Origin of the sequence: Brachybacterium tyrofermentans, from assembly GCF_039526165.1 — a bacterium.
GTDB lineage: Bacteria > Actinomycetota > Actinomycetes > Actinomycetales > Dermabacteraceae > Brachybacterium > Brachybacterium tyrofermentans.
Genome location: NZ_BAAAIR010000003.1, coordinates 19,401 through 45,673, shown reverse-complemented (window position 1 = coordinate 45,673; position 26,273 = coordinate 19,401). Strand labels below are relative to the sequence as shown.

General features: G+C 70.0%; 21 protein-coding genes. 11 read left to right on the top strand and 10 right to left on the bottom strand.

Going from position 1 to position 26,273, the window contains the following annotated elements:
* Positions 1 to 8 precede the first annotated feature (8 nt).
* Both epsC and cysK read right to left on the bottom strand, forming a co-directional pair.
* Positions 9 to 569, bottom strand: coding sequence for a serine O-acetyltransferase EpsC (gene epsC, locus ABD093_RS00270; protein ID WP_193107243.1), 561 nt, complete (start codon positions 567 to 569; stop codon positions 9 to 11).
* Positions 570 to 655: 86 nt separating this feature from the next.
* A complete protein-coding gene (cysK, locus tag ABD093_RS00265) occupies positions 656 to 1,585 on the bottom strand; it encodes a cysteine synthase A (RefSeq protein ID WP_343921883.1) in 930 nt (309 codons plus the stop codon).
* A 237-nt stretch (positions 1,586 to 1,822) separates the two neighbouring features.
* On the opposite strand from cysK, the gene ABD093_RS00260 reads away from it, so the two are divergent.
* Positions 1,823 to 3,409 (top strand): DUF5129 domain-containing protein, encoded by a 1,587-nt coding sequence (locus tag ABD093_RS00260; RefSeq protein ID WP_343921882.1) that lies wholly within the window; start codon positions 1,823 to 1,825, stop codon positions 3,407 to 3,409.
* A gap of 127 nt (positions 3,410 to 3,536) precedes the next feature.
* On the opposite strand, the gene trpS is transcribed toward ABD093_RS00260, so the two are convergent.
* A complete protein-coding gene (gene trpS / locus ABD093_RS00255) occupies positions 3,537 to 4,613 on the bottom strand; it encodes a tryptophan--tRNA ligase (RefSeq protein WP_343921881.1) in 1,077 nt (358 codons plus the stop codon).
* Between the two features lie 72 nt (positions 4,614 to 4,685).
* The gene (locus ABD093_RS00250; protein WP_343921880.1) at positions 4,686 to 5,696 is read right to left on the bottom strand and encodes a LacI family DNA-binding transcriptional regulator; all 1,011 of its coding nucleotides are present in this window, start codon (positions 5,694 to 5,696) and stop codon (positions 4,686 to 4,688) included.
* A gap of 199 nt (positions 5,697 to 5,895) precedes the next feature.
* Between ABD093_RS00250 and ABD093_RS00245 the strand changes: the two genes are divergently transcribed.
* From ABD093_RS00245 to ABD093_RS00220, 6 genes are all read left to right on the top strand, one after another.
* Complete coding sequence (locus ABD093_RS00245) at positions 5,896 to 7,188, top strand: sugar ABC transporter substrate-binding protein (RefSeq protein WP_343921879.1); 1,293 nt, start codon at positions 5,896 to 5,898, stop codon at positions 7,186 to 7,188.
* A gap of 194 nt (positions 7,189 to 7,382) precedes the next feature.
* Positions 7,383 to 8,963 (top strand): ABC transporter permease subunit, encoded by a 1,581-nt coding sequence (locus ABD093_RS00240; protein WP_343921878.1) that lies wholly within the window; start codon positions 7,383 to 7,385, stop codon positions 8,961 to 8,963.
* 13 nt (positions 8,964 to 8,976) lie between these two features.
* A complete protein-coding gene (locus tag ABD093_RS00235) occupies positions 8,977 to 9,897 on the top strand; it encodes a sugar ABC transporter permease (RefSeq protein ID WP_193118618.1) in 921 nt (306 codons plus the stop codon).
* Positions 9,898 to 9,907: 10 nt separating this feature from the next.
* Positions 9,908 to 12,124, top strand: coding sequence for a glycoside hydrolase family 13 protein (locus ABD093_RS00230; RefSeq protein ID WP_193118617.1), 2,217 nt, complete (start codon positions 9,908 to 9,910; stop codon positions 12,122 to 12,124).
* A 139-nt stretch (positions 12,125 to 12,263) separates the two neighbouring features.
* Positions 12,264 to 13,985, top strand: coding sequence for a glycoside hydrolase family 13 protein (locus tag ABD093_RS00225; RefSeq protein ID WP_193118616.1), 1,722 nt, complete (start codon positions 12,264 to 12,266; stop codon positions 13,983 to 13,985).
* 68 nt (positions 13,986 to 14,053) lie between these two features.
* The gene (locus ABD093_RS00220; protein WP_343921877.1) at positions 14,054 to 15,349 is read left to right on the top strand and encodes a carboxylate--amine ligase; all 1,296 of its coding nucleotides are present in this window, start codon (positions 14,054 to 14,056) and stop codon (positions 15,347 to 15,349) included.
* 57 nt (positions 15,350 to 15,406) lie between these two features.
* Here ABD093_RS00220 and cuyB read toward each other — a convergent pair whose 3' ends face one another.
* On the bottom strand, positions 15,407 to 16,210 hold the full coding sequence (gene cuyB / locus ABD093_RS00215; protein ID WP_193118615.1) for a cysteate racemase: 804 nt from the start codon (positions 16,208 to 16,210) through the stop codon (positions 15,407 to 15,409).
* Complete coding sequence (locus ABD093_RS00210) at positions 16,207 to 17,547, bottom strand: carboxylate--amine ligase (RefSeq protein ID WP_193118614.1); 1,341 nt, start codon at positions 17,545 to 17,547, stop codon at positions 16,207 to 16,209. The genes cuyB and ABD093_RS00210 overlap by 4 nt, the downstream gene beginning before the upstream one ends.
* A 70-nt stretch (positions 17,548 to 17,617) precedes the next feature.
* Between ABD093_RS00210 and ABD093_RS00205 the strand changes: the two genes are divergently transcribed.
* From ABD093_RS00205 to ABD093_RS00190, 4 genes are all read left to right on the top strand, one after another.
* A complete protein-coding gene (locus tag ABD093_RS00205) occupies positions 17,618 to 18,115 on the top strand; it encodes a YbhB/YbcL family Raf kinase inhibitor-like protein (RefSeq protein ID WP_193118613.1) in 498 nt (165 codons plus the stop codon).
* 198 nt (positions 18,116 to 18,313) lie between these two features.
* Complete coding sequence (locus ABD093_RS00200; RefSeq protein ID WP_343921876.1) at positions 18,314 to 19,669, top strand: glycosyltransferase family 4 protein; 1,356 nt, start codon at positions 18,314 to 18,316, stop codon at positions 19,667 to 19,669.
* Entirely contained in the window at positions 19,666 to 20,448 is a 783-nt protein-coding gene (locus ABD093_RS00195; protein ID WP_343921875.1) for a TVP38/TMEM64 family protein, read from the top strand. Before ABD093_RS00200 ends, ABD093_RS00195 begins: the two co-directional genes overlap by 4 nt.
* 105 nt (positions 20,449 to 20,553) lie before the next feature.
* Positions 20,554 to 21,873 (top strand): glycosyltransferase, encoded by a 1,320-nt coding sequence (locus ABD093_RS00190; RefSeq protein WP_343921874.1) that lies wholly within the window; start codon positions 20,554 to 20,556, stop codon positions 21,871 to 21,873.
* On the opposite strand, the gene ABD093_RS00185 is transcribed toward ABD093_RS00190, so the two are convergent.
* The 4 genes from ABD093_RS00185 to dnaK form a co-directional block, all read right to left on the bottom strand.
* On the bottom strand, positions 21,791 to 22,228 hold the full coding sequence (locus tag ABD093_RS00185) for a heat shock protein transcriptional repressor HspR (RefSeq protein WP_343921873.1): 438 nt from the start codon (positions 22,226 to 22,228) through the stop codon (positions 21,791 to 21,793). The two genes, ABD093_RS00190 and ABD093_RS00185, sit on opposite strands and share 83 nt — an antisense overlap.
* A 122-nt stretch (positions 22,229 to 22,350) precedes the next feature.
* Complete coding sequence (locus tag ABD093_RS00180) at positions 22,351 to 23,373, bottom strand: DnaJ C-terminal domain-containing protein (RefSeq protein ID WP_343921872.1); 1,023 nt, start codon at positions 23,371 to 23,373, stop codon at positions 22,351 to 22,353.
* A 128-nt stretch (positions 23,374 to 23,501) separates the two neighbouring features.
* The gene (locus ABD093_RS00175; RefSeq protein ID WP_343921871.1) at positions 23,502 to 24,191 is read right to left on the bottom strand and encodes a nucleotide exchange factor GrpE; all 690 of its coding nucleotides are present in this window, start codon (positions 24,189 to 24,191) and stop codon (positions 23,502 to 23,504) included.
* The gene (dnaK, locus tag ABD093_RS00170; RefSeq protein WP_343921870.1) at positions 24,191 to 26,062 is read right to left on the bottom strand and encodes a molecular chaperone DnaK; all 1,872 of its coding nucleotides are present in this window, start codon (positions 26,060 to 26,062) and stop codon (positions 24,191 to 24,193) included. The genes ABD093_RS00175 and dnaK overlap by 1 nt, the downstream gene beginning before the upstream one ends.
* Positions 26,063 to 26,273: the final 211 nt, after the last annotated feature.

Sequence of the window (26,273 nt, the reverse complement as noted above, 5' to 3'; positions counted from 1 at the left end):
CAGCCGGGTCAGATCCAGATCGCGGGATCCACCTGGTGCTCGGGGTGGGCGGCGCCGGCGCGCACCTTCGCCGGGACGCCGACGGCGGTGGCCCCGTCGGGGACGTCCCGCACCACCACGGCGTTGGCGCCGATCTGGGCGCCCTGTCCGATCACGACGGGGCCGATCACGCGGGCTCCGGCGCCGATCGTCACGCCGTCCTCGACCGTGGGGTGACGTTTGGTCCGCTCCATGGAGCGCCCTCCGAGCGTGACCCCGTGGTAGAGCATCACGTCGTCGCCGACCTCGGAGGTCTCGCCGATGACGACGCCCATGCCGTGGTCGATGAAGAAGCGGCGGCCGATGGTCGCCCCCGGATGGATCTCGACCCCGGTGACCGAGCGGGCACCCTGCGCGATGATGCGGGCGGGCAGCCGCGCTCCCCGTTCCCACAGCCGGTTCGCCACGCGATAGGTCCAGATCGCATGCAGCCCCGGGGAGGTGAGCACCACCGAGAGGTCGTCGGTCGCCGCGGGGTCACGACGGCGCGCCGCCGCGACGTCCTCCCGGACGGTCGCGACGGCGCCCATCACACGGTCCGTGAGGCCTCGTGCCAGGGGCCGGAGGCCCCGCGACGAGCCCTGCTCCGGACGCGCGCTGCGAGATTCCGAGGTGCTCAATCCGCGTACTCGGCGAACAGCGGGGTGGAGAGGTAGCGCTCCCCGAAGTCCGGCACGATCACCACGATGGTCTTCCCGGCGAACTCCTCGCGGGCACCGATGCGGGCGGCGGCCTCGATCGCGGCGCCGGAGGAGATGCCGACCAGGAGACCCTCGGTGCGGGCCACGTTGCGGGCACGCTCCATCGACGTCCCGGCGTCGATGTCGACGACCTCGTCGTAGACCTCGCGGTCCAGCACGCTGGGCACGAAGTTCGCGCCGAGGCCCTGGATCTTGTGGGGGCCGGGGGCGCCGCCGTTGAGGATCGCGGACTCCTGCGGCTCGACCGCGAAGACCTTCACCTCGCCCTTGCGCTCCTTGAGGACCTGGCCCACACCGGAGATCGTGCCACCGGTGCCGATGCCGGCGACCAGCGCGTCGACCGAGCCGTCGGTGTCCTTCCAGATCTCCTCGGCGGTGGTGCGACGGTGCACCTCGAGGTTGGCGGGGTTGTCGAACTGCTTGACCTGGACCGCGCCGTTCTCGGCGGCGATCTCCTGGGCCTTGTCCACGGCACCCTGCATGCCCTTGGCCGCCTCGGTGAGCACCAGCTCGGCGCCGAAGGCGCGCAGCAGCATGCGCCGCTCCTTGGACATGGACTCGGGCATCGTGAGGATGACCTTGTAGCCGCGGGAGCTGCCCACCATCGCCAGCGCGATGCCGGTGTTTCCGCTCGTGGCCTCGACGATGGTGCCGCCGGCCTGCAGCTCGCCGGACTTCTCGGCGGCGTCGATCATGGCTGCGCCGATGCGGTCCTTGACGGAGTTGGCGGGGTTGTAGAACTCGAGCTTGGCCAGCACGGTGGCCTTCACGTCCTCACCCAGGTGATTGAGCTTCACCAGCGGCGTGCCGCCGATCAGTTCGGAGACGTTCTCGTAGATAGCCATGTGTTCCTCCTCGATGGACGGGTCACTCACGACATGACCCAAAGGTGCGCTTGGATTGATCATAACCGTGCAGGGCGCCGCCGTGCGGGGACGCCCACCATCGGCGGACTCCCGGAGTCCTCCGGGCCGTCGCCGGCACGTTGCCGGCTCGAACTCCTCCAGGGTCCCACCGTTCCGACACGCGCGCATCGACCAACGTCGACGAGCTCGCGCGCATGCCCCCTCTAGTCTCGCCCCATGCCCTTCTCGACCGCCGACCCCGTCGCCGTCCAGCCAGCTCGCTCGCAGTCCGCGCCGACCCCGCTCGCCGCTCTCGCCCTCGCCGCGCTGGTGTCGCTGCTGTCTCTGCTCGTGATGCTCCCCGCCCCGGCGCTGGCCGAGACCCCGCGCTCGGTCTCCGTCACCGACACGGACACCACGGGCCACGTCGATCCCGAGATCCTCGAGAGCCGGCTCGCCGACGTCGACTTCCGCCGCCAGGTGGATCTCGCGGTGCTGGTCCTCGACATCACGGACTACGGTCTCGAGGAGTCCCAGGACACGGCGCTGAACGATGCCGTGCTCGCCCACGCGAAGGACGCCGCCCCCGAGCTGCTCGCCCCGGACGGCGACCACTGGGCCGATGGCACGGTGATCATCGCCCTCGACCCCGAGAACCGGTTCGTGGGCACCTACGCCGGGGAGGACGTGAAGCTCGACGAGGACGGCTTCGAGGCCGTGCAGGAGGCGATGCGTGATGACGCGGCCGACGGCGACTGGGAGGGCTCCCTCCAGGCAGGCGTCGAGGAGTACGCAGATCTGCTCGACCGCCCCTGGTGGCAGCATCCCGCGACGCTCGTGGTCGGCCTCGTCGCCCTCGGCGGCGCCGCCGTCACCGCCCTGTCGCTCGTCGGCCTGCGCCGCGCGGCGCGGCGACGCGTCGACGAATCCCTCCCCCGCCTGGACGACGTCCTGTCCAAGCGTCGCCTGACCGACGCCGCGGCGCGCACGCTGCCCACCGAGTCCGTCTACGCGCAGGCGGCGCTCGCCGACCACGAGACCTACCGCGAGAAGATCGAGGAGGCGACGCAGCTGCGCACGCAGCTCCCGACGCCGCAGGAACGCCGCTGGGCATGGGGGCTGAAGGGTCCGGAGCGCACACTGGCCCGGGACTTCGAGCAGGTCGTGACCTACCTCGACGACATCGATGACGACATCATCGGCACGAACGATCTGCTCCACCGCCTCGGCGACTGGCATGCCGCCTGGGAGCGTGAGCTGGCCCCGCTGCAGGACTCGATCGACTCGATCGACTCCGCGCTGGAGGACGGGGAGGACGTCTCCCCCGAGGAGGCCGCCGCCGCGGCCGACCTGCGCGAGATGGGCGGAGACGTCGCCCAGGAGATGCAGACGCTGACCTCGCAGCTCGAGGCGGATCAGATCGACCCCGACAGCGCCCTGCGTCGTCTGGACACCCTCACCACGGAGCTGTCCGCGGCGGTCGCCGCACTGCAACGACTGCGGATCTCGCATCTCGCCGCCGACGACGAGGAGGCCGAGGTGATGCGGGACGCCTCGTGGGACGCCGACCTGGAGCACGAGGACCAGGGCTACCGCTCGGTGCGCGGACGCCGCCATGCGCTGGATGCGGCGGCCTCCGGCTCCCCCGACGGCCAAGGGACCTTCTGGCACCTCAGCCCGCTGCTGTGGTACCGCACCTGGCACGACGAGGCCGACACCGATCTGGAGGCCCACCGGAATCCGTCGAGCTCGAGTGGGAGCACATCGGGCTACTCGGCGAGCTCGGGCGGCTTCTCCGGCGCGGGCAGCTCGAGCCGTTTCTGAGCAGTTCGTGAGGCGGTTCGAGAGGCAGTTCGCGACCTGCACGAGCCGGCGCATTCGTGATCTGCACGAGTCGGCGCAGAGGCGCCCCAGCTGGAACTGAACCGGTTCTGATCTGCCGGTCAGGCGCTCAGTACACCATCCCCATGACCTCGCGCACCCGGGCGAGGGTCTTCTCGGCGACCTCGTTGGCCCGCTCGTTGCCCGCGCGGAGCACGGAGAAGAGGTGCTCGGGGTCCTGCTCGAGCTCACGGCGACGGGCACGGATCGGCGCGAGATGCTCGTTGAGCAGGTCGGCGGTCATGATCTTGAGGGTGCCGGAGCCCTTGTCGCCGATCTCCTCGGCGATCTCCTCCGGGGTGCGCCCCGCACACTGCGAGGCGATGGTCAGCAGGTTCGCGACCTCCGGGCGGTTCTCGGGATCGTAGGTGATCACGCGCTCGGAATCCGTCTTAGCCTTCTTGATCTTCTTGACGGTCTCGGCCTCGTCCATCCGCAGCATCACCGTGTTCCCGCGGGACTTGCTCATCTTGTGCTCGCCGTCCAGGCCCAGGATCGTGGGCGACTCGGAGAGCAGGGCACCGGGCTCGGTGAAGACCTGCTCTCCGCCGGCATAGCGCTCGTTGAAGCGGCGGGCGATGACGCGGGTCTGCTCGATGTGGGGCAGCTGGTCCCGGCCCACGGGCACCACGTTGCCGCCGCAGAACAGGATGTCCGCGGCCTGGTGGACGGGGTAGGTCAGCAGCAGGCCGCCCATGGCGGACTTCCCGGCCGCGGCGAGCTCCGCCTTCACGGTGGGGTTGCGCTCGAGCTCCGGCTGGGTGACCAGCGACAGGAACGGCAGCATCAGCTGGTTCAGGGCCGGCACGGCGGAGTGCGCGAAGAAGGTCGAGCGCTCCGGGTCCAGGCCCACGGCGAGGTAGTCGGTCAGCAGCTCGCGCACGGAGCCCTTGATGTCACCCACGACGTCGCGATCGGTGATCACCTGGTAGTCGGCGACCAGCACCCAGCTCTCGACACCGGCGTCCTGCAGCCGCACGCGGTTGCGCAGGGAGCCGAAGTAATGGCCGATGTGCAGGGCCCCGGTGGGACGGTCGCCGGTGAGCATGCGCAGACCCGAGGGATCCGTCTCGATCCTGGACCAGAGCGCATCGCTGCGGCGCTGGGACGTGTCATAGCTGCTGGGGGCGAGGGTCTCATCGTTCACCCCACCATGCTAGCCGCCTGCGCGGCCTCAGCCTGCGCGCCCCCAGCCTGCGCGTCCCCAGCCTGCGCGTCCCTAGCCGGCAGAGCCCTCCGGGGCGGCCGCGGTGGAACCGCGCACGATCAGCTGGGGCCGTACGACGACCTCGGTCCGTGCGGGCCGACGGGACTCCTCGCCGCCGCCGAGCGCGGCGCGCACCGCGGCGCGGGCGATGGAATTCACCGCCTGGCGCACCGTGGTCAGGGGCGGATCGGTGAGCCCCGCCCAGAAGACGTCGTCGTAGCCGACCACGGAGATGTCCTCCGGGACGGACAGCCCGTGCGAGCGCACGCCCTCGAGCGCCCCGGCGGCCATCACGTCGGACCCGCAGACGATCGCGGTGACGTCATGGGCGATGAGGTCTCGCGCCGCCTCGTACCCGCCGGCGTAGGAGAAGTCGGTGAAGGAGACCGGCCACTCCCCCTCGAGCGAGGAGGTGGCGACCTCCTCGAAGACGCCGAGCTTGGAGCGCACCGGCCAGGTGTGCTCATCGCCCATGGCGAGGCCGATGCGCCGATGCCCGAGATCCTGCAGGTGGGTGAGGGTCAGCCGCATCGCGTGCTCGTCGTCCGTCGAGAGGAACGCGGCATCGAGATCGTCCCGCACCCCGTTGATGAGCACGAGCGGAGTGCCGGCCGCCGTGATCTCGCGGTAGTGCTCGATCGGACCACGCTGCTGCGCATGGTGCCCGGAGACGACGATGATCGCGTCCACACCGCTGTGCAAGAAGCGCTGCAAGATCACGCGCTCCCGTTCCACGGTGCGGGCCCGCAGGCCCACCAGAGCCGACGCCCCGCGCTCGAACAGCTCAGCCTCGAGCCGCTCCACCCAGGCGGAGAACACCTGGTTGTCGAGGTCCGGGACGAGCACGCCGACCAGGGGGCCCGACGAGAGCGCACGCGGGCCCAGCTCACGACCCAGCTGCCGCGCGGCCTCCAGGACCGTTCCGCGTGTGGCCTCGTTGACGCCGGCTTTGCCGTTGAGCACACGGGAGACCGTCGCCTCGCTGACCCCGGCGCTCCGGGCAATGTCGATGAGTCGTGTCATGGCACGCATCCTTCCAGAGAGTGAGCGGGGTGAGCGCCCGACAGACGGAGGGCGAGCGGAGCGACCACCCTCGGCCGTAACCGAATCGATACCTGCAAGTTCTTGCGTATTCTTGCATACGGCGTGCGTTCCGTCCTACTGTGACTCCATCGAGCACCGCCACCGAGAGCCGGTCGCTCCACGATTCAAAGGAGAAGACGTGCAGATCCGTCGACAGAGTTTCCTCGCCCTCAGCGGCGTCGCCGCCGGCACCACCTTGCTCGCTGCCTGCGGCGGCGGGGACGAGACCGGCGGCGGCGGTGCGAGCGACGCGGGCGGCGCCTCGGATGCCGGCGGTGCCGAGGCGGGTGCGGCCCCGGCTCGGGCCGACGCCGACCTCGTGATCTGGACCGACGAGGAGAAGGCCGTCTCCCTCGAGGAGCCCGCCGCCACGTGGGGCAAGGCCAACGACCTCACCGTCGCGGTGCAGATCGTCGCCGACGACCTCCAGGGCAACTTCGTCACCGCAAACCAGGCGGGCAATGGCCCCGACATGATCCTCGCGGCCCATGACTGGATCGGGAACCTGGTGCAGAACGGCTCCATCTCCCCCGTGCAGCTGCCGGGCAGCGCGACCGAGGACATCGCCCCCATCGGGATCGAGGCCGTGACCTACGACGGCCAGACCTACGGCGTGCCGTACGCGGTGGAGACCCTGGTGCTGTTCGCCAACAAGGCCCTGACCGATGTGCCCGAGCCGAAGACCGTCGAGGAGATGGTCGAGGCGGCCACGGCCGGCGGCGCCGACAACGTGCTCGCGCTCCCCGTGGGCGAGCAGGGCGACGCCTACCACATGGAGGCCTTCTACACCTCTGCCGGCGGCTATCTCTTCGGCAAGGACTCCGAGGGCAACCTCGACCCCTCCGACTTCGGCGTGGGCCAGGAGGGCTCGATCACCGCCGGCGAGAAGATCAAGGAGCTCGGCGAGAGCGGCGTGCTGTCCACCTCCATCACCGGCGACAACGCGATCTCCCTGTTCACCGACGGCAAGGCGGCGTACCTGGTCTCCGGGCCCTGGGCGCTCGAGGACATCCGCACCGCGGAGATCGACTACTCGATGAGCGCGGTCCCCGGCTTCGAGGGCCTGGATCCGGCTGTCCCCTTCGCCGGCGTCAACGCCTTCTACGTCGCCGCCGGCGGCAAGAACCCGGCCTTCGCGCAGCAGTTCGCGACCGCCGTGGCGTCCTCGCCGGACATCGTCGAGCAGATGTTCCCCAAGAACGAGCTGCCGCCGGTGAACCTCGAGCTGCAGAAAAAGCTCGCCACGGACTTCCCCGAGATCGTGAAGATCGCGGAGCTCGCCGCCCAGGGCGATCCGATGCCCGCCATCCCGGAGATGGCCGCCATCTGGCAGCCGCTGGGCCAGGCACAGGCGAACATCGTCGGCGGCGCCGACCCGGAGTCCACGATGGTCTCCGCCGGCGAGGAGATCACCAGCCAGATCAGCGGCTGATCCCGACGCCGTGGGCGGGGTCGGCGCACACGCGCCGCACCCCGCCGCGGCTCTGCTCTGCTCTGCCCTGCCCTACCCTGCCCTGCCCTGCCCGAACCCTGTTCGGATCCTGCCCTACCCGACCCTGTCCGGCCCCTGTTCGGTCTCGGCTCGGTCCCTCTCCCTCGCCCTGATCCCCGAAAGGCAGCGTCGCCATGTCCTCCACCCACGCGCCTGCGCATCGAGAGCGCACCACCACGATCCCCGCGATCGTGGTGCGAGTGCTGTTCCTCGGTGCCGTGCTCGCCGTGGCCGCCTTCACCGTGCCGCTCATGATCGAGCTGAAGCAGTGGATGTGGCTGAGCGTCATGATCCTGGCCGCGATCGCGATCTTCGTCCTGTACTCGACGAAGCGCTTCGTGCCCGGCAAGTACCTCTTCCCGGGGACCTTCTTCCTCGTGGTCTTCCTGATCACCCCGATCATCCTCACGATCGGGTACTCCTTCACGAACTTCGGCGACGGCACGCGCGGCTCGAAGGAGCAGGCGGTCGACTCGATCGTCGCGAACTCCGTGCAGCAGACCGAGGACTCCACCTGGTACAACCTGGCCGTCGCCACCCAGGGAGACCCCGTCGAGGGCCCCTTCACCCTCTTCCTCGTGGACCCCGAGACCGGCACGATCTATCGGGGCGACGAGACCGCGCCGGTGCAGGAGGTCCCCGCCGACGAGGTCACAGTGACCTCCGGCTTCGTCACCGAGGCCGCGGGCTACACGATCCTCGACGCGCGCGAGGTGAACACCGCCTATGACGCGCTGCAGGCCCTCGCCGTCCCCATCTCGGACACCTCCGCGGTGCGCGTCCAGGGCGCGAACCAGGCCTTCGAGGGCACCACGGTGCTCAGTTACGACGAGTCCACCGACACCCTCACCAACTCCCAGACCGATGAGGAGTTCACCGTCGGGAAGGTCGGGGACTCCGAGTACTTCGTCGATGCGGACGGCAAGCGTGCCTTCAGCCAGTCCTGGCTGCAGAACGTCGGGGGAAGCAACTACGAGCGACTGTTCACCAACGCCGGCATCGCGAAGCAGTTCGGCGCCGCCTTCGTATGGACCCTGATCTTCGCCCTCGGGTCGGTGCTGCTGACTTTCGTGGTGGGCTTCGCCCTCGCCCTGGTGCTCAACGACGAGCGGATGCGCGGACGCCGCCTCTACCGCTCCGTGCTGCTGATGCCCTACGCGGTCCCCGGATTCATCTCCCTGCTGGTGTGGTCGAACTTCTACAACCGCGACTTCGGCCTGATCAACGAGACGCTGGGACTGCACCTGGACTGGATGGGCGACCCCACCCTCGCCAAGGCCGCCGTGCTGCTGACGAACCTGTGGATGGGCTTCCCCTACATGTTCATCGTCTCCACCGGTGCCCTGCAGGCGATCCCGAACGACGTCACCGAGGCCGCCCGCATGGACGGCGCCAGCCGGCTGCAGACCACGCTGAAGGTGGTGACCCCGCTGCTCATGGTCGCGGTGGCCCCGCTGCTGGTGGCGTCCTTCGCCTTCAACTTCAACAACTTCAACGCCATCCAGCTGCTCACCGAGGGCGGGCCGTTCCTCCCGGGTGAGTACACCCGTGGCGGGACCGACATCCTGATCTCGATGATCTACCGCATCGCCTTCGGCGGATCCGGGGCCGACTTCGGCTTCGCCTCGGCGGTCTCCGTCGCCCTGTTCGCGCTCACCGGCGTGCTCGCGGCGATCCAGTTCCGGTTCACCAACGTCCTCGAAGACGTCAACTGAGAGGGGACCTGCGATGAGCACCTCCACCACACCCCGCCTCCCCGTCGCGCCCGGCACCTCTGTCGCCGTCCCGCGCCGGATGTCCCCCCGCCGATGGATGGCCGAGATCGGCTGGCGCCATCTGATCGGCCTCGCGGCCATGGCCTTCGCCGTCTTCCCGATCCTGTTCGTGGTCTCCGCCTCGCTGAACCCGCTGGGGACCGTGTCCTCCTCGGGGCTGCTGCCCAAGGCGTTCAGCCTGGTCCACTACGAGGCGCTGATCAGCGGATCCCGCGGCCCGTTCCTGCAGTGGTACCTCAACACCCTCGTCGTGTGCGGCGTGGTCGCCGTGACCCAGGTGTTCCTGTCCACGCTCGCGGCCTATGTGTTCAGCCGCTTCCGCTTCGCGGGCCGTCGGATCGGTCTGCTGTCCCTGCTGCTGGTAATGATGTTCCCGGCCATCCTCGCGATGATCGCCGTGTACACGATGATCTCGGACCTCGGGCAGGTCGTCCCTGTCCTGGGGCTGAACTCCCTTCCGGGCTACATCGTGGTGCTCCTCGGCGGCTCGCTGGGACAGGTCTGGCTGATCAAGGGTTTCTTCGACACCGTGCCCAAGGAGCTCGACGAGGCCGCGATCATCGACGGCTGCAGCCACTGGCAGGTCTTCACGAAGATCCTGCTGCCCACGCTCACCCCGATCCTCGCCACCACCGTGCTGCTCGCCCTGGTGGGTGTGCTCAGCGAGTTCCTGCTCGGCTCGATCTTCCTGACCGCCGACGACAAGAAGACGCTCGCGGTGGGCCTGTACGGCCTGCTCCAGGGGGACCGGTCGAACAACCTGGGCGTCTTCGCCGCCGGGTCCGTGATGATCATGATCCCGGTGATCATCCTGTACCAGTTCCTCCAGCGCTACATCGTCGGCGGCTCCACCGCCGGCGCCGTGAAGGGGTGATCCCCTCTCCATGACGTCCCCTCGCCACCCTGATCCCGCCGGGTCCGTCGGCCCCGCAGCGTCCGTCGGCCCCGCAGGTTCCGTCGGCCCCGACGACTCCGGGGTGCCGCTGCCCGAGCAGCCCCACCACGACGGCGGACCGCTCCACGTCCCGGTCCGGCCCCGCCGGATCGGGGACGAGATCCTGCTGCGGGTGTGGGTGCCGGACTCCTATCCGGTCGCCGACCTCGCTCTGCGCACGGTGGCCGACGGGGAGATCCGCACCGCGCAGCTCTCCCTTGCCGCGCGGGAGGCGACCGGCGCCTGGTGGGAGACGACGCTGAGGGTCGTCAACCCCGTGGTGGTCTATCGCTTCTGCGTGCTCGCCGCGGACGGCGCCGTCACCGCGTCGGGCGCTCCCGCCCCCTCCTATGCCTGGCTCACCGCGGCCGGGCTGGTGCCCTGGGACGTGTCCGACGCGACCGACTTCCGGCTCGTCGCCCAGGAGACCGCCCCGGGCTGGGTGGACGATGCGATCGTCTACCAAGTCTTCCCCGATCGCTTCTCCCGCAGCGCCGCGATGCCGGTGGATGGTCACGGCCGTCCTGCTCCGGAGCACCTCCCGGAGTGGGCGATCCCGATGGCCTGGGAGGACGAGCCCGCGGTGCAGGGAGTCGTCACCGGGCAGCAGTTCTACGGCGGCGACCTCGACGGGGTGATCGACCGGCTGGACCACATCGCCTCCCTCGGCGCGGACACCGTCTATCTCACCCCCGTGTTCCCGGCGGGGTCGGTGCACCGCTACGACGCCTCGACCTTCGACGCCGTGGATCCGCTGCTGGGCGGGGACGAGGCCCTGGTCCGGCTCTCCGCGGCGCTCCATGGCCGCGGGATGCGACTCGTGCTGGACCTGACCACGAACCACACCGGCGACACCCACGAATGGTTCCGCGCCGCCCAGGCCGATCCGGACTCCCCCGAAGCCGGCTTCTACCTCTTCGACGAGCACCCTGAGCAGTACGCCTGCTGGCTCGACGTACCGACCCTGCCCAAGCTCGACCAGCGCAGCGAGGTGCTCCGCGAGCGGCTCACCCGCGGGGCGCGCAGCGTCGTCGGCAGATACCTCGCCGGCCCCGTCCTCGCCGACGGCTGGCGGATCGACGTGGCGAACATGACCGGCCGCCACGGAGAGGTGGACCTCACCCACGAGGTGGCGCGGGAGATCCGCTCCACCCAGCGCGAGGTCGCCGCCGTGACCGGCCGGGACACCTGGCTGATCGCCGAGCACGGCCACGACGCCACCGGCGATCTCGCGGGCGACGGCTGGCACGGCACCATGAACTACGCGGGCTTCACCCGCCCCCTGTGGGCGTGGCTCGCCAACCCGGGCAGCGAGCTCAACTGGCTCGGCCTGCCCATGACGCTGCCTCGCCTGAGCGGCACCGCCATCTCCCGCACCCTGCGCGACTACAACGCGCAGCTGTCCTGGGAAGCGCGCAGCCATTCCCAGAACCAGCTCTCGAGCCACGACACGCCGCGCACCCGCACGGTCGTCGGCTCCCGGGGCCGACAGCTCACGGCGATCGCCGCCCTCGCGTCCCTGCCCGGGGTCCCGACCCTCTTCGCCGGGGACGAGCTGGGGGCCGTCGGCACCACCGGCGAGCATTCCCGCACGCCGATGCCGTGGCCCGCGATCGACGAGACCGACGGTGAGAGCGGGGCCGACGGTGAGGGCGGGGCCGACGGTGAGGGCGGGGCCGACAGCGAGCGCGTCGACCTCGCGATCCTCGCGGCGACCCGCGCCCTGCTGGGTCTGCGCCGGCGTGAGGCGGCCCTGCGCCGCGGTGGCCTGCGCTGGTTGCACATCGGCACCGACGCCCTGATCTTCGCCCGGACCCACCCGGAGGGGGATGTGATCGTGCATCTCGCGCGGGACGCCCATGCGGAGCTCACGCTCGACCTCGCCGCTCTCCCGGGCGTGCCGGTCGATCCTGCTGGCTCTGCCGGCTCCGTCGGACCTGCTGGCGCTGCCGGACCGGCTCACGCAGCTGGACCGGCTGGCACTGCTGGACCGGCTCACGCTGCCGGACCGGCTGATGCTGTCTGCCCTGCCGAGACGCTCCACCACGAAGGCGGCGCCCGCGCCCGTCTGCTGGGACGCTCCCTGATTTTCTCTGCCACGGGTGCCGGTGCGACGCTGGTAAAGATCGCCCGCGCCGCCTCTGACGTCCATCACCCCTGGCACTGACTGCCCCTGAACCTCGCCGCCCCTGGCACTGACTGCCCCTGAACCCCGCCGCACCCCACCTCGGAGCGCCTGCCTCCGCAGCGCCCACACGGGGCACGGCAGCCCGAAGCACCCGTACACCACCCTCGGAAGGACCTGCATGACCTCCCCGATCTCGACCTCCGCCCCCAGCGCGACCACCTCCTCGACCGGTAAGGCGGTGACCGCCCAGTGGTGGCGCGACGCCGTCGTCTACCAGGTGTATCCCCGCTCCTTCGCCGACGCGGACGGCGACGGCATGGGCGACCTCCCCGGAGTCACCGCGCACCTCCCCTACCTGCGCGACCTCGGCGTCGATGCGATCTGGCTCTCGCCCTTCTACACCTCCCCGCAGCACGACGGCGGCTACGACGTCGCCGACTACACCGACGTCGACCCCCGCTTCGGTTCCCTGGCCGACGCCGACGAGATGATGGCCCGCGCCCATGAGCTGGGCCTGAAGGTCATCGTCGACATCGTGCCCAACCACTCCTCGAGCGAGCACGTGCTCTTCCAGGAGGCGCTGGCCGCCGCCCCCGGCTCCCCCGAACGGGACCTGTACATGTTCGCCGAGGGCCGGGGCGTAAGCGGCGAGCTGCCCCCGAACAACTGGACCTCGATCTTCCACGGCCCCGCCTGGACCCGGATCACCGAGGCGGACGGCACACCCGGCCAGTGGTACCTGCACATCTTCGACACCAGCCAGCCCGACTGGAACTGGAAGAACCCGCGCGTGCACGAGCTCATGCAGGACGTGCTGCGGTTCTGGCTGGACCGCGGGGCCGACGGCTTCCGGGTGGACGTCGCCCACGGCATGGTCAAGCCCGAGGGCCTGCCGGACGCGACCGTGAATGCCGAAGGTCTGATCGACATCCCCGAGGGCGAGGTGCCCGTCTACTTCGACAACGACGGCGTGCTGGACATCTACCGCGAGTGGCGCCCGATCCTCGACTCCTACGAGGGTGACCGGATGATGGTGCTCGAGGCGTGGATCCCGGAGCACCGCCTGCCGCTGTACATCGGCGACGAGAAGGCGCACCAGTCCTTCAACTTCGGCTTCCTCCAGGCCCGCTGGGGCGTGGAGACGATGCGCGCCGCGATCGAGAAGCCACTCGCCCTCGCCGATGCGGTGGGCTCACCCACCACCTGGGTGCTCTCGAACCACGACGTGATCCGCCACGCCTCCCGCTACGGCTTCGCCCCGGACCACCGCTTCGGCGAGGGCCTGGCCCGCGATGAGGTGCCCGATGCCGAGCTGGGACTGCGTCGAGCCCGTGCCGCGACCCTGCTCATGCTCTCCCTCCCCGGTTCCGCCTACCTGTACCAGGGCGAGGAGCTGGGGCTGCCGGAGGTGAGCGACATCCCCGATGAGCTGCGCGAGGACCCCGCGCATCTGCGTGCCGGTGTGCCCGGTCGCGACGGCTGCCGCGTGCCACTGCCGTGGGTCCAGGATGCCCCGGCCTACGGGTTCTCCTCGACCGGCGAGAGCTGGCTTCCGCAGCCCGCGGAGTTCGGTCCGCTCGCGGTCGACCAGCAGCTCGGGGTGGATGGCTCCGTGCTGGAGATGTACCGCTCGGCGCTGCACCTGCGCCGGAAGCTGCAGCTGGGGGTCCAGAGCGAGGCCGCCGGCGTGGTCTTCGCGCAGACGGCGCCCGACGGGGTGCTGGTCCTCGATCGCGGTGATCTCCGGGTCGTCGTCAACACGACGTCCGCCCCGGTCCCGCTGGCCGAGGTCACCGATGACCAGGGCTACGAGGTGCTGCTGCGCTCGGTTCCCACCGGCCCTGACGGTGCGGAGCAGGTCGCCGCGGACAGCGCCCTCTGGATGCGCCTGACGCGCTGACGCAGAGCCGGCGCCGACACGGTCGGCGTCGGCCTCCGGGGGTGGTTCTCGCCATTAGGATGGTCGATATGTCAGCACCTGAGACGCCCTCTCCCCGTCCCACCGCGTCCGACCTCGGGCCGCCGTCGAGCTCGGAGAGCTTCGACCTGGTCCTGCTGGGGTCCGGGCTCGGCGTCTACACCCTCGCCCGCGCCTTCCACGAGGAGTACGGCGTGGTGGCGACGGTGCTCACGAAGGTGGGCATCGAGCCGATGCGCCGCTCGGTCACCTGCGAGGTCATCGAGCTCGGAGGCTCCGCGAGCGACGAGGACCTGGTCGCCGCCGCCGTCGAGCTCGCGCGCGAGCGCGGCGGGGTGCGGCCCCAGCTGCTGCTGGCCAATGCTGATTCCCTGGTGCAGCTGATGAGCGATCATCGCGAGCAGCTGGAGCCGCACTTCGTCATGCCGATCCTCGAGGCCGATGTGCTCGAGCGCCTCTCGGACAAGGCGGAGTTCGCCCGGCTGTGCACCGATCACGGGGTGGCGACCCCGCGCACGGAGGTCATCGATCTGGGGACGCCCCGGGACGCGGACTGGCAGCCCCCGCGCACCGAGCTGCCCTTCCCCGTGGTGATGAAGGCGGCCCGCACCGCGGACATGGCCGGGGTGCGCTTCGAGGGCAAGAAGAAGGTGTGGTTCCTCGAGACCCCGCAGGAGCTGGACGATCTGGTGCGGGCGATCGCTGCGGCCGGGTACGCCGGTCGCCTCGTCGTCCAGGAGCTGATCCCCGGCGACGACACCGCCGAGGGCTCGATCACCGCCTACACCGATGCCGCCGGGCGGGTGACGCTCCTGTGCTCGGCCCGGGTGCTGCTGGGCGAGCACACGCCCGACGCGCTGGGCCGACCCGCCGCGATGATCACCCTCCCCTTCGACGACGCCCTCGACCAGGCGCGCCGTCTGCTCGAGGCGACGGGCTACCGGGGCTACGCGAACTTCGACGTGAAGCGCGATCCCCGCGACGGGACCTGGAAGTTCTTCGAGGTGAACCCGCGCATCGGGCGCAACAACTTCTACGTCTCCAGTGCGGGGGCGAACGTGTCCCGCTTCGTGGTGGCCGACGCGATCGAGCACCGCCTTCTCGAACCGGTCACCGAGTTCGACGAGATCCTCTACTCCCTGGTCCCGATGCCGCTGCTGATGCGCTACCTGCGCGATCCGGCGCTGAAGCGCTGGGTGCGCACCGTCGCCCGGCGCGGGGTGCGCAATCCGTGGACCTATCCCGCAGACGGCAGCTGGGCGCGCCGCTACGCACGGATCGTCGGGCTGAACCACGAGCGCAAGTTCCTGCGCCATTATCCGCGGCCGACGGATTCGGGCTTCTGATCCGCGCTTCTCCACCAGTCCGCGCTTCTCCACCAGTCGCCGCGGGGCGCCGACGAGTCACCGGAAGAGCTCGGTGAGCTCCTTGCCGGCCTGCCGCACCGTGATCCGGGCGAGCTCGGTCAGGGAGTCGACCAGGCGGGCATCGCCGCGATATCCGTGCTGGTCGTAGACGACGGACAGCTCGGTGCAGCCGAGCACGGCGACGCCGGCCCCCTGCGCGAGCACCCGCTCGATGCAGGATTCGAAGAGGTCCAGGTCCACCGGCATCCCGGCTTTGACCTGCCCGTAGATGAGGTGGTTGATGTCCTCCTGCACCGCATGGTCGGGGACCAGAGGCGTGCCGCCGTGGGCGAGGATCGCCTCCTGGTACACCCGAGCGTGGATGTTGCCCTCGGTCGCGAACACCGCGATGGGCGCCGTGCCCGCTCTCTCGACAGCGGCCTGAGCGGTGGTCTCGACGATGCTCAGCAGAGGGATCGTCGTGGCCGATTCCACCTGGCGTGCGTAGTGATGGGCCGTGTTGCACGGCAGGACGAGCATGTCCACCCCGGCGCGCTGGAGCATGACGGCATCGCGGAGGATCACGGGTCCGGGATCGGTGGCGTCGGGGTCGAGGATCGCCGCGGTCCGATCCGGGGTCGAGGAGTGCTGGGAGACCAGCAGGTCCACGTGCTCCTGGTCGCTGCGGGCCACGGTGGCGCGGATCAGCACGTCCAGGAACACCGAGGTGGCCGCGGGCCCGAGACCGCCCAGGACCCCGACGACCGGGCCGGGCCAGGTGGTCGGGTCGAGCCGACCGCCGAGCTCGTCCTCGGCGGCGCCATGCGCCGTCCCGCCGGCGGCCGGCTCCGTGCCGTTCACGCCCGCTCCCCCGGCGCCGTCCGGGGGCGGCGGCGCAACAGACGGCTGAACCGGTCACCGCCCTCGGGTCGGTAGTAGCGCTGGAACTTGAGCACCGAGTTCAGCCCGGCGGCCAGGACGTACCGCCGCCGGGAGAGGGAGTCGTCCACACCGGGATAGTGCAGGGGATTGCCCACCCGGGCTCGCAGCGCCCGGCGCAGCCGGGCCTTGGCCTCGGGGAGGGTGGTGTACCGCTTCACCAGGGAGATCGGGACGACGGCGTAGAGCACCTCGGGCTGATCCTGGAGGATGCCGTCCTCCCCGACCCCGGAGCCTGGCCCATGCTCGGGGAGGGCGTGCCGCAGATGCTCGTCGACGTACCAGGTCACGGGGTTGTGACCACCGGCGGTCACGTAGTAGTTCGAACGCCCCAGGCGGGGATTGAGCTCGAAGAATCTGGTGCGGCCGTCGCGGCGGTCGTACTTGAGGTCGAAGTTGGCGTAGCCGGTCCAGCCGAGCCGCTCGCACAGACGCTGCGCCTGGGCCACCATCTCCCGGTCGACCCCGGTGATGATCGCCGCCGGGTTCCCGATCGCGCCCGGTGCATGCTCCTCCAGCAGCGTGTGGCCGTAGGAGGCGAAGCGGACACGGGAATCGGCGTCGCAGTAGACGGTGAGGATCCGCATGTACTGGTCATCCCCGGGGATGCGGTCCTGGACGATGATCGACTCGCGGTACCCGGCCCCGCGGATGGCGGTCAGCAGCGCCCGCAGGTCCTCGGGCGAGTCGACGGTGTGGACCTTGTTCTTCCCCGGGAAGTCGATGCGCTTCCATTCGGAGACCTCGGCCGGCTTGGCGATCACCGGGAACTCGAAGGGCACCTCGAGATCGCCGGGGACCTCCTGGGCGAGATCGACCACCACCGTGCCCGGGTGGTCCACCTCGAGATCCTGGCAGAGCTTCGTGAAGTTCTGCTTCTCGGTGGCGGCGGCGAAGGTCTCCAGGTCGACGTACGGGGCGATGTACCGAGGATCCAGGCCGATCTCGTCGCGGATCCGGATGATGGGCTTGACGGTCGCGTCGGCCGATCCGAGCAACAGGAGGGGTCGGCCCGGATGCGCATCGGCGACCTCCTGCAGCACGGGGGCCAGCGTCTCCGGATCGAACGGGTCCTGGCACTGCACGTTGTCGATGAGGGAGGAGGTCCCCACGACCCAGCCCGCCAGGCGGGAGATCGCCACGGTGCGGACCCCGTACGCCTCATGGAAGGCGCGCGCGAGGGAATAGGCACCGATGTCCCCACCGACGACGACAGGCGTGAATTCGACGACGGGCGCGTCAGTGGCGTTCTCAGGCATGCCCGCAGTCTAGCGACGCCCGTCCACGCACCTCCTCGACACTCTCCGACGAGGTGCCTACGCTGGAGGGATGGATCACACGACACCGGAAATCCCCTCCTTCACCCTTCTCTCGAGCACCACGCCCGACGGCACCGAGGTGGCACCCCAGCAGCTGGTGGAAGGCCTCGGCGGCGAGAACCTCTCCCCCGATCTCCAGTGGTCCGGTGCCCCGGAGGGCACCCGGTCCTTCGCGGTCACCTGCTTCGACCCGGACGCCCCCACCGGATCGGGCTTCTGGCACTGGGTCGCCTGGGACATCCCGGCCGATGTCGGCTCCCTGCCCCTCGGCGTCCCGCGCGACAGCTCGAGCCTGCGTCAGGCGCACAACGACTTCGGCACTCAGGGATACGACGGGCCGGAGCCGCCCGCCGGTCCGCCCCACCGCTACGTCTTCTCCGTGCACGCCCTGCCCGTCGAGTCGCTCGAGGTGGATCCGGAGAGCCCGCACATCGGCGCACGCTTCGCGATCTTCAGCCAACAGCTGGCATCCGCCTCGCTGACAGCTCACTATCAGGTGACGGACTGACGCACAAGGGGGGAAGACTCCGCGACACCTCGGGCGCGCCCCGTCGTGCCTGGACAGGGTCGGTCGTAGTCTCGATTCATGACGTTGATGAGAGTCCGCTCCGTACAGGCTGATAAAAGATCAGACCTGGGTCTGACCCCGTTCATCCGCTCGGGGGACGCGATGTCGTCGACGGAGTGCGAACCTCGAGGGGTGAATGTGATCAGCAGCAGCCACCGCCCCCGGACCGTCGCGCAATGGCCCCCGACGGCCTCGTCCTCCGGTGGGCATTCCGCCGATCGGCCCCTGCGCGTGCTGCTGACCACCGACTGGTGGGAACCCATCGTCAACGGGGTGGTCGCCTCGGTCACGACCCTGCGTCGCGAGCTCATCGCGCTGGGCTGCGACGTCCGGGTGCTGACCCTCTCCCCTGGGCTGCGGACCCGCAGCGAGCACGGTGTGTACCGCATCGGCTCGGTCTCGGCCTCGATGCTCTACGACCATGCCCGCATCGGGATGCCGGGCGGTCGCCGGGTGCTGCGCGAGATCATGCGCTGGCGCCCCGACATCGTCCACTCGCAGTGCGAGTTCTCCACCCATGTGTGGGCCCGACGCATCGCCCGCACCCTCAGGGTCCCGCTGGTGCACACGTACCACACCATCTACGAGGACTACACGCACTACTACTCCCCCAGCCGCACCGTCGGCCGGAAGGTCGTCTCGACCTTCTCCCGCCGGCTGCTCTCGGGAACCGACGCGGTCATCGCCCCGACGCCGAAGGTCGCGGATCTCCTGCACGGCTACGGGGTGCTCGAGCCCGTCCACGTGGTTCCCACCGGTCTGGATCTGCAGCGTTTCCGCCCCGCCCTCACCCCGGCGGAGCGGAAGGACGCCGCCGAGCTGCGGCGCGGTCTCGGCATCACCGCTCAGCAGAAGGTGCTGATCTCGGTGTGCCGCCTGGCGAAGGAGAAGAACCTCGACGAGGTGCTCGACTGGGTCGCCGCCGCGGACCGCGAGCATACCGTGCTGGTGCTGGTCGGCGACGGCCCGTACCGCGCGGAGCTCGCGGCGCGCGCCGCCGAGCTGGGCATCACCGATCGCGTCGTCTTCACCGGAGTGGTCGAGCCGGCGGAGGTGCAGCGCTGGTACCGCATCGGCGACGTCTTCGTCAGCGCCTCCCGCAGCGAGACCCAGGGGCTGACGTTCATCGAGGCCCTCGCCTGCGGGCTCCCGCTGCTGTGCCGCCGGGACCCGTCGATCGAGAGCGTCGTGCTCGATGGCCGCACCGGCTGGAAGATCGACGAGACGGCGGAGTTCACGCAGCGTCTCGACAGCCTCCTGGACGACCCGGAGCTGCACGAGGCGATGTCGCAGGCGGCCGTCGTCCATGCGGCGGCCACCTGCGGCGCGGGAGATTTCGGCCGCTCCGTCCTCGGCGTCTATGAGCAGACCCTGGACTCCCAGCATTCCCTGCAGGCTCTGCAGTCGCCGCAGGAGATCCCGTCGCTGCAGGAGATGCCGTCGCTGCAGAGCGCCGACGAGCGCGACCGTGTCCTGCACGAGGTGCTCGCGTGAGCACCACGACGCAGCCGATGCAGCTGACGCCCCTGGCGCCGACCATCAGCACGCTCACCGGCCGCTCGACCACCACCGATCGCGCACCGGCCCGGACACCTGCCACAGCCGCTGCGGCGTCTGCGGCGGCGTCTGCTGCGGCGTCTGACCCTGCAACTGCTGCGGCGACGGCAGGAGCCAGGACCGGGGCGTCGACGCGCGATCCGGTGCGCATCGCCGCCCGGCTCTCGCCGCTGCTGGGACTCGGGATCAGCATCGCCCTGGTCTGGTGGGGCCTGCAGACCGGCGTCCTGCAGTCGCTCGAGAACCTCCAGGCGTTCATCACCTCGCTCGGCGCATGGGGGCCGGTCGCCTTCCTGATCGCCTCGACGGCCTCGGTCATCTTCCCGATCGTGCCCGGCGGACTGCTGGTCATCGCCGGTCCCGTCCTGTTCGGACCGGTCGAGGGGACGGTCTACAACTTCGTCGCCGTCAGCACGGGCTCGCTGCTGAACTTCCTGATCGCCCGGCACGTGGGGCTCGCCCTCATCGAACGGATCTTCCCGGCCAAGACGGTGGAGAAGTTCCTGGGCTGGACCCGCAGCAACCACTTCACCCGGGCCTTCGCCCTCGCGATCGCCCTCCCCATCGCCCCGGACGACCTGCTCTGCTATATCGCCGGCACCACCCGCATGACGTGGCGCACCTACGTTCTGATCATCCTGCTGTGCAAGCCGTGGGCGCTGATCGCCTATGGCCTCGGGGTGAGCGCCCTCATCCTGCAGTACCTGCCCTGGTGACCAGCCCTGACGACCAGCCCCTGCTGAACCGCCCCGGTGAACAGCCCCGGCGAACAGCCCCGCTGCACTGCCCCGCAGAACAGCCCCGGTGAACGGAGACCCCTCATGCTCAAGACATCCCCTGACGTCCGTCGGCCACGCCGCGACGTGCCCGCCGACCGTTCTCGCCCCGCAGGCCAGGGGCCGTCGGCCCGGAGGCCGCTGCATGTGCTGATGCCGCGTGGACTCGCCGGCCTCGCCGCGCAGTCCGGCATCGGCGCCGCCATCCGGCATCAGGAGAAGGCGGTGCGCTCGCTGGGCCACGAGGTGGTCACCAACCCGCTGCGGCCCTTCGACGTGGTGCACCTGAACACTCCGTTCCCCGATACCCCGCTGCTCGCGCACTGGGCGCGGCTGCGCCGTCGGCCCGCGCTGGTGTGGGCGCATTCCACGGAGGATGACTTCCGCGACTCCTTCCCCGGCGCCAACACGCTCGCCCCGACGTTCCGCCGCTGGATCTCCCACCTCTACCGTCGCGGCGACGCGGTCGTGACCCCCAGCGAGTACTCCCGCGACCTGATCTCGGCCCCGAAGTACGGGATCTCCACCCCGATCCACGTGCTCTCCAACGGCGTGGACACCAGCTTCTTCCGCCCTGATCCCGGGGCCCGCGGCAGGCTGCGGGAGCAGCTCGGGCTCGACGCCGACGCGAAGGTGGTGGTCAGCGTGGGGATGCAGCTGGTGCGCAAGGGCATCGTGGATTGGGTGGAGGTGGCCCGGGCCATGCCCGAGGTGACCTTCGTCTGGTATGGCCGCACCGATGAGCGCATGCTCACCGCGGAGGTGTGCCGGGCCCTGGCCGAGGCGCCTGCGAACGCTCTCTTCCCCGGCTACATCACGGCCGTGGAGCTGCGGGAGGCGTACTGCGGGGCGGATGCCTTCTGCTTCCTCACCAAGGAGGAGACCGAGGGGATCGTGCTCTGGGAGGCGCTCGCCTGCGAGACCCCGACCCTGATCCGGGCGATCCCGATCTACCGCGACCGGATGCCCGATGGTGTGCTCACGCACCAGGTGGCCGGGGAGGGTCCCGGCTTCGCGGCGGATGTGATCACGCGCCTGACCGCCCTGCTGGACGGCGAGCTCACGGATCTGACCGCCGCGGGGCGGTGCGCCGCGGAGGAGGTCGACATCCACCGGGTCGCGCAGAAGCTCCAGGAGATCTACCGGCTCACCGGCGTCCAGCCCCACGGTCGCGAGGCAGCGTTCCGCGACGCAGAGGCGCGAAGTACAGAGACCCGCAGTACAGGGTCTCGCAATGCAGAGTCTGACGGTGCCATGTCCCGCGGCGCAGAAGGCTCGGAGCTCACCGCCGGCGCTGCGGACGCCACAGCACCAGTGCTCCCCCGCCGCGGCGCTGCGGACGCTCGCCTCGACGCAGCGCGCTGATCTCGCCGTCCCTGTCGGCGGAGAAGACCCGCCGCTGGGTGGGCGTCATCGACTCCAGCGATTCCCGCACCGCCTCGAGCTGCCCGGCGAGGATCCCGACCTCGTCCTGCAGCTCGAGGATCCGCTTGATCCCGGCGAGGTTGATGCCCTGGTCCTGGGAGAGACGCTGGATCTCGCGGAGCTTGGCGACGTCGCGCGCGCTGTAGCGGCGCCCGCGGCCGCGGGTGCGCTGCGGGGAGACCAGCCCGATCCTGTCGTACTGGCGCAGGGTCTGCGGGTGCATCCCGGACAGCTCGGCGGCCACGGAGATCACGAACACGGGGGCGCGCTCATCGATCCGCTGCGGGCTTGCCATGCCTGATGCTCCTTCCGGGGGAACGGACGGGTGCTGGTCCTGGTGCTTGTCCTACTGTGCCAGTCGGGCCGACGCCGCGGGGCACGACCCGGCCGGAACGACCAGCCGGCACCGTCGGGCGATCAGCGCGCGGCGGCCTCGGCGAGTCCCGCGCGCGGGTCCTCCTCGGCCAGTGCCTCGCGCAGGTCCTCGACAGCCTGCTTGGCCTTGCCCTCGACGTGCGCGGGCACGGCGACCTGCACGGTGACCAGGAGGTCGCCGGTGGTCTTCTTGGTGACGATGCCCTTCTTGCGCACGCGCAGGGTGCGGCCGCTCGGGGTTCCCGGGGCGACCTTCACGCCGACGGTGCCGCCGTCGAGCAGGGGCACGCTGAGCGTGGTGCCGAGCACGGCCTCGTCGAAGCTGATCGGGACGGTCAGGCGGAGGTTGGCGCCGTCGCTGCTCCAGACGGGATGCTCCTCGACGTCGAGGGTCAGGAGCAGGTCGCCGGCCTTCGCGGATCCCGGGCCGGGTCGTCCCTTGCCGCGCAGGCGGATCTTCTGCCCGTCGTGCACGCCGGCGGGGATGCGGGTGGTGACGTTCTTCCCGTCCACGCTCAGGCGCACGTCGGTGCCCAGCGCCGCGTCGCGGAAGCTGATGCGCGTGCGGGCGGAGACGTCCTGGCCCTTCGCGGGGGCGCCGCCGGGATTGCCCTGGAAGCCTGCCGGCCCGCCGCCGAAGCCGCCGCTCTGACCGCCGAACATCCGCATGATGTCGTCGAGGTCGGGGTTCCCGCCGCCGGGCGCGGCGCGGCCCCCGCCGGGGAAGCCGCCGCCCTGGCCGCCGAACATCGAGGAGAAGACGTCCTCGAAGCCGGCGCCACCTGCGCCGCCGGGGCCGCCCTGGCCGGCGGAGAAGCGCGCGCCGCCGGAGCCCATCGCCCGGATCGCGTCGTACTGCTCGCGCTGCTCGGGGTCGTTGAGCACCGAGTAGGCCTCGCCGATCCCCTTGAACCGCTCCTCGGCCTTGGCGTCATCGGGGTGGTGATCGGGGTGGTACTTCCGGGCCTGGGTGCGGTAGGCCTTCTTGATCTCCTGCGCGCTCGCATCCTTCGAGACGCCGAGGACCGCGTAGAAGTCCTTGTCGAGCCAGTCCTGCTGGGACATATGCGTCTCCTTCCGGGAGCGTCGGGATAGTTCTGGTGACAGTCAGTGGGGGTGCGGGAGAGGTGGGGCCTGCCGACCGGGTTCCGGCCGGCAGGCCCCACGCCTCCCAGAGGGTGCTGATCCGCAGATCAGGCCGGGCCGCGGGTTCCCACCCGGGCCGGGCGCAGCACCCGGTCGTTCATCGAGTATCCCGGCTGGATGACCAGCGAGATGACAGCGGTCTCGACGTCGTCCGCGTCCTCGTGCATCAGCGCCTCGTGGAGGTTCGGGTCGAACTCCTCCCCGACGGCGCCGAAGCGCGTCAGACCGTGCGAGCCGAGGATCTCCTCGAGCTTCTGTGCGATCGAGTGGAACGGGGTGCCCTCGGCGATGTCGCCGTGCTGGCGGCCCAGCTCCACGTCGTCCAGGACCGGGATGAGTGCGCCCAGGACGCGACCCACGGCCGACTCCCTGCTCACCTCGGCCGAGGCCTCGATGCGCCGACGCGAGTTGACGTACTCCGCCTGCTCGCGCTTGAGCTGCTCGGAGAGCTCGGTGACCCGGCCCTCCAGCTCGGCGACGCGTCCGGCGTCGGCCGGGGCCGAGGCACCGGAGTCGCCGTCCTGACCGCCTTCGGCAGCCTGCTCGTAGAGCTTCGCGGCCTCGACGTCGATCGGGTCGACGGGCTCGGAGGAGCCCTGGCCCTCGGCGGCCGGGGTGTCCCCGGTGGGACGGACGGTGCCGTCCTCCGGGTTCACCTTCCGCTTGTCGGTGAAGGAGAACCTGGGCTCGCCCTCGGGCCGCTGCGGGTCCTCAGGAGTGCTCCTGTCCTCGGTCATCACTTCTTCTCCTCGTCCTCGTCCACGATCTCGGCGTCGACGACGTCCTCATCGTCCGAGGACGATGCGCTCTCGCCGGAGTCAGCCTCGGCACCCTCGGCACCCTCAGCGCCCTCGGCCTGCGAGTAGATCGCGGTGCCGACGGCCTGCAGGGCCTCGTTGAGGGTGTCGCGCTTGGCCTCGAGGTCCTCGGTGGAGGTCTCCTCGCTCGCCAGAGACTCCTTGGCCTCCCTGATGGCGTCCTCGGACTTCGTCTTGTCCTCGTCCGAGACCTTGTCCGCGTTGTCCTTGAGCAGCTTCTCGCCCTGGTAGACGAGCTGCTCGAGGGTGTTGCGGGCATCGGCGTTCTTGCGGCGCTCCTCATCCTCCGAGGCGTGCGCCTCGGCGTCCTTCACCATGCGGTCGATGTCCTCGTCGGACAGGGCCGAGCCACCGGTGATCTGAATGGACTGCTCGTTGCCGGTGCCGCGATCCTTGGCGGTCACGTGCACGATGCCGTTGGAGTCGATGTCGAAGGTGACCTCGACCTGCGGGATGCCACGGGGCGCCGGGGCGATGCCGGTGAGCTCGAAGGTGCCCAGCAGCTTGTTGTCCCGGGTGAACTGACGCTCGCCCTGGAACACCTGGATCGCCACCGAGGGCTGGTTGTCCTCAGCGGTCGAGAACACCTCGGAGGTCTTGGTGGGGATAGCCGCATTGCGCTCGATGAGCTTGGTCATCACGCCGCCCTTGGTCTCGATGCCGAGGGAGAGCGGGGTGACGTCCATGAGCAGGACGTCCTTGCGCTCACCCTTGATGACGGCTGCCTGCAGCGCGGCACCCACGGCGACGACCTCATCGGGGTTGACGCTCTTGTTGGGCTCCTTGCCACCGGTCAGGGACTTCACGACCTCGGTGACCGAGGGCATGCGGGTCGAGCCGCCCACGAGGACCACGTGGTCGATGTCGGAGACCTTGATCCCGGCATCCTTGATGACCTGATGGAAGGGAGCCTTGGTGCGCTCGAGCAGATCCGAGGTCATGTCCTCGAACTGGGCACGGGTGAGCTTCTCGTCCAGGTGCAGCGGGCCGTTCTCGGTCATCGACAGGTACTGCAACGAGATCGAGGTGGAGGTCGAGGAGCTGAGCTCCTTCTTCGCCTGCTCGGCGGCCTCCTTGAGGCGCTGCAGGGCGATGCGGTCCTTGGAGAGGTCCACACCCTCCTTGTTCTTGACCTGGCTGGTCAGCCAGTCGACGATCTTCTGGTCCCAGTCGTCGCCGCCGAGGCGGTTGTCGCCCGCGGTGGCCTGGACCTGGATGGTCGAGCCCTCCTCGTCCTTGCTCACCTCGAGCAGGGAGACGTCGAAGGTGCCGCCGCCGAGGTCGAAGACCAGGATCTGCTCGTCGTCCTTGCCCTTCTCCAGGCCATAGGCGAGAGCCGCAGCAGTGGGCTCGTTGATGATGCGCAGGACGTTGAGACCCGCGATGGTGCCGGCGTCCTTGGTGGCCTGACGCTCGGAGTCCGAGAAGTAGGCGGGGACGGTGATGACCGCGTCGGTCACGGCCTCGCCCAGGTAGGACTCCGCGTCCTTCTTGAGCTTGCCGAGGGTGCGCGCGGAGATCTCCTGCGCGGTGTACTTCTTGTCGTCGATCTCCTGGCTCCAGTCGGTGCCCATGTGGCGCTTGACGGAAGCGATCGTGCGATCGACGTTGGTGACGGCCTGACGCTTGGCGACCTCGCCGACGAGTACCTCGCCCTGCTTGGAGAAGGCCACGACCGACGGGGTGGTACGGGCGCCCTCGGCATTCGCGATGACCGTGGGCTGGCCGCCTTCGAGGACGGCAACGGCGGAGTTGGTGGTACCGAGGTCGATTCCGACGACACGGGACATGGGTGCCTGCCTTTCTGCGACGGATGCGCCGCAACGGGTTCATGCGCTGCCGACCACTGCGGCCGACGGCAAGAGTTGAGCTGTACGGACTCAAGTAGAGAACCTGCCGCGATCGTTGTCAATCCGAGATGCCCAAACTTGAGTACACCTCACTCAACCTTGAGCCTGGCGGGTTCATTCCCGAGGGGCGGATCTGTGACGGAGGGCACAT

Excerpts from the sequence above, each read along its gene's own strand:
- ABD093_RS00210 (WP_193118614.1), bottom strand. The coding sequence starts at position 17,547 with ATGCCTGAGAACGCCACTGACGCGCCCGTCGTCGAATTCACGCCTGTC.
- dnaK (WP_343921870.1), bottom strand. The coding sequence starts at position 26,062 with ATGTCCCGTGTCGTCGGAATCGACCTCGGTACCACCAACTCCGCCGTT.
- ABD093_RS00205 (WP_193118613.1), top strand. The coding sequence starts at position 17,618 with ATGGATCACACGACACCGGAAATCCCCTCCTTCACCCTTCTCTCGAGC.
- ABD093_RS00260 (WP_343921882.1), top strand. The coding sequence starts at position 1,823 with ATGCCCTTCTCGACCGCCGACCCCGTCGCCGTCCAGCCAGCTCGCTCG.
- cysK (WP_343921883.1), bottom strand. The coding sequence starts at position 1,585 with ATGGCTATCTACGAGAACGTCTCCGAACTGATCGGCGGCACGCCGCTG.
- ABD093_RS00235 (WP_193118618.1), top strand. The coding sequence starts at position 8,977 with ATGAGCACCTCCACCACACCCCGCCTCCCCGTCGCGCCCGGCACCTCT.
- ABD093_RS00225 (WP_193118616.1), top strand. The coding sequence starts at position 12,264 with ATGACCTCCCCGATCTCGACCTCCGCCCCCAGCGCGACCACCTCCTCG.
- ABD093_RS00220 (WP_343921877.1), top strand. The coding sequence starts at position 14,054 with ATGTCAGCACCTGAGACGCCCTCTCCCCGTCCCACCGCGTCCGACCTC.
- ABD093_RS00185 (WP_343921873.1), bottom strand. The coding sequence starts at position 22,228 with ATGGCAAGCCCGCAGCGGATCGATGAGCGCGCCCCCGTGTTCGTGATC.
- ABD093_RS00190 (WP_343921874.1), top strand. The coding sequence starts at position 20,554 with ATGCTCAAGACATCCCCTGACGTCCGTCGGCCACGCCGCGACGTGCCC.
- ABD093_RS00240 (WP_343921878.1), top strand. The coding sequence starts at position 7,383 with ATGTCCTCCACCCACGCGCCTGCGCATCGAGAGCGCACCACCACGATC.
- ABD093_RS00250 (WP_343921880.1), bottom strand. The coding sequence starts at position 5,696 with ATGACACGACTCATCGACATTGCCCGGAGCGCCGGGGTCAGCGAGGCG.
- ABD093_RS00180 (WP_343921872.1), bottom strand. The coding sequence starts at position 23,373 with ATGTCCCAGCAGGACTGGCTCGACAAGGACTTCTACGCGGTCCTCGGC.
- epsC (WP_193107243.1), bottom strand. The coding sequence starts at position 569 with ATGGGCGCCGTCGCGACCGTCCGGGAGGACGTCGCGGCGGCGCGCCGT.
- ABD093_RS00175 (WP_343921871.1), bottom strand. The coding sequence starts at position 24,191 with ATGACCGAGGACAGGAGCACTCCTGAGGACCCGCAGCGGCCCGAGGGC.
- ABD093_RS00230 (WP_193118617.1), top strand. The coding sequence starts at position 9,908 with ATGACGTCCCCTCGCCACCCTGATCCCGCCGGGTCCGTCGGCCCCGCA.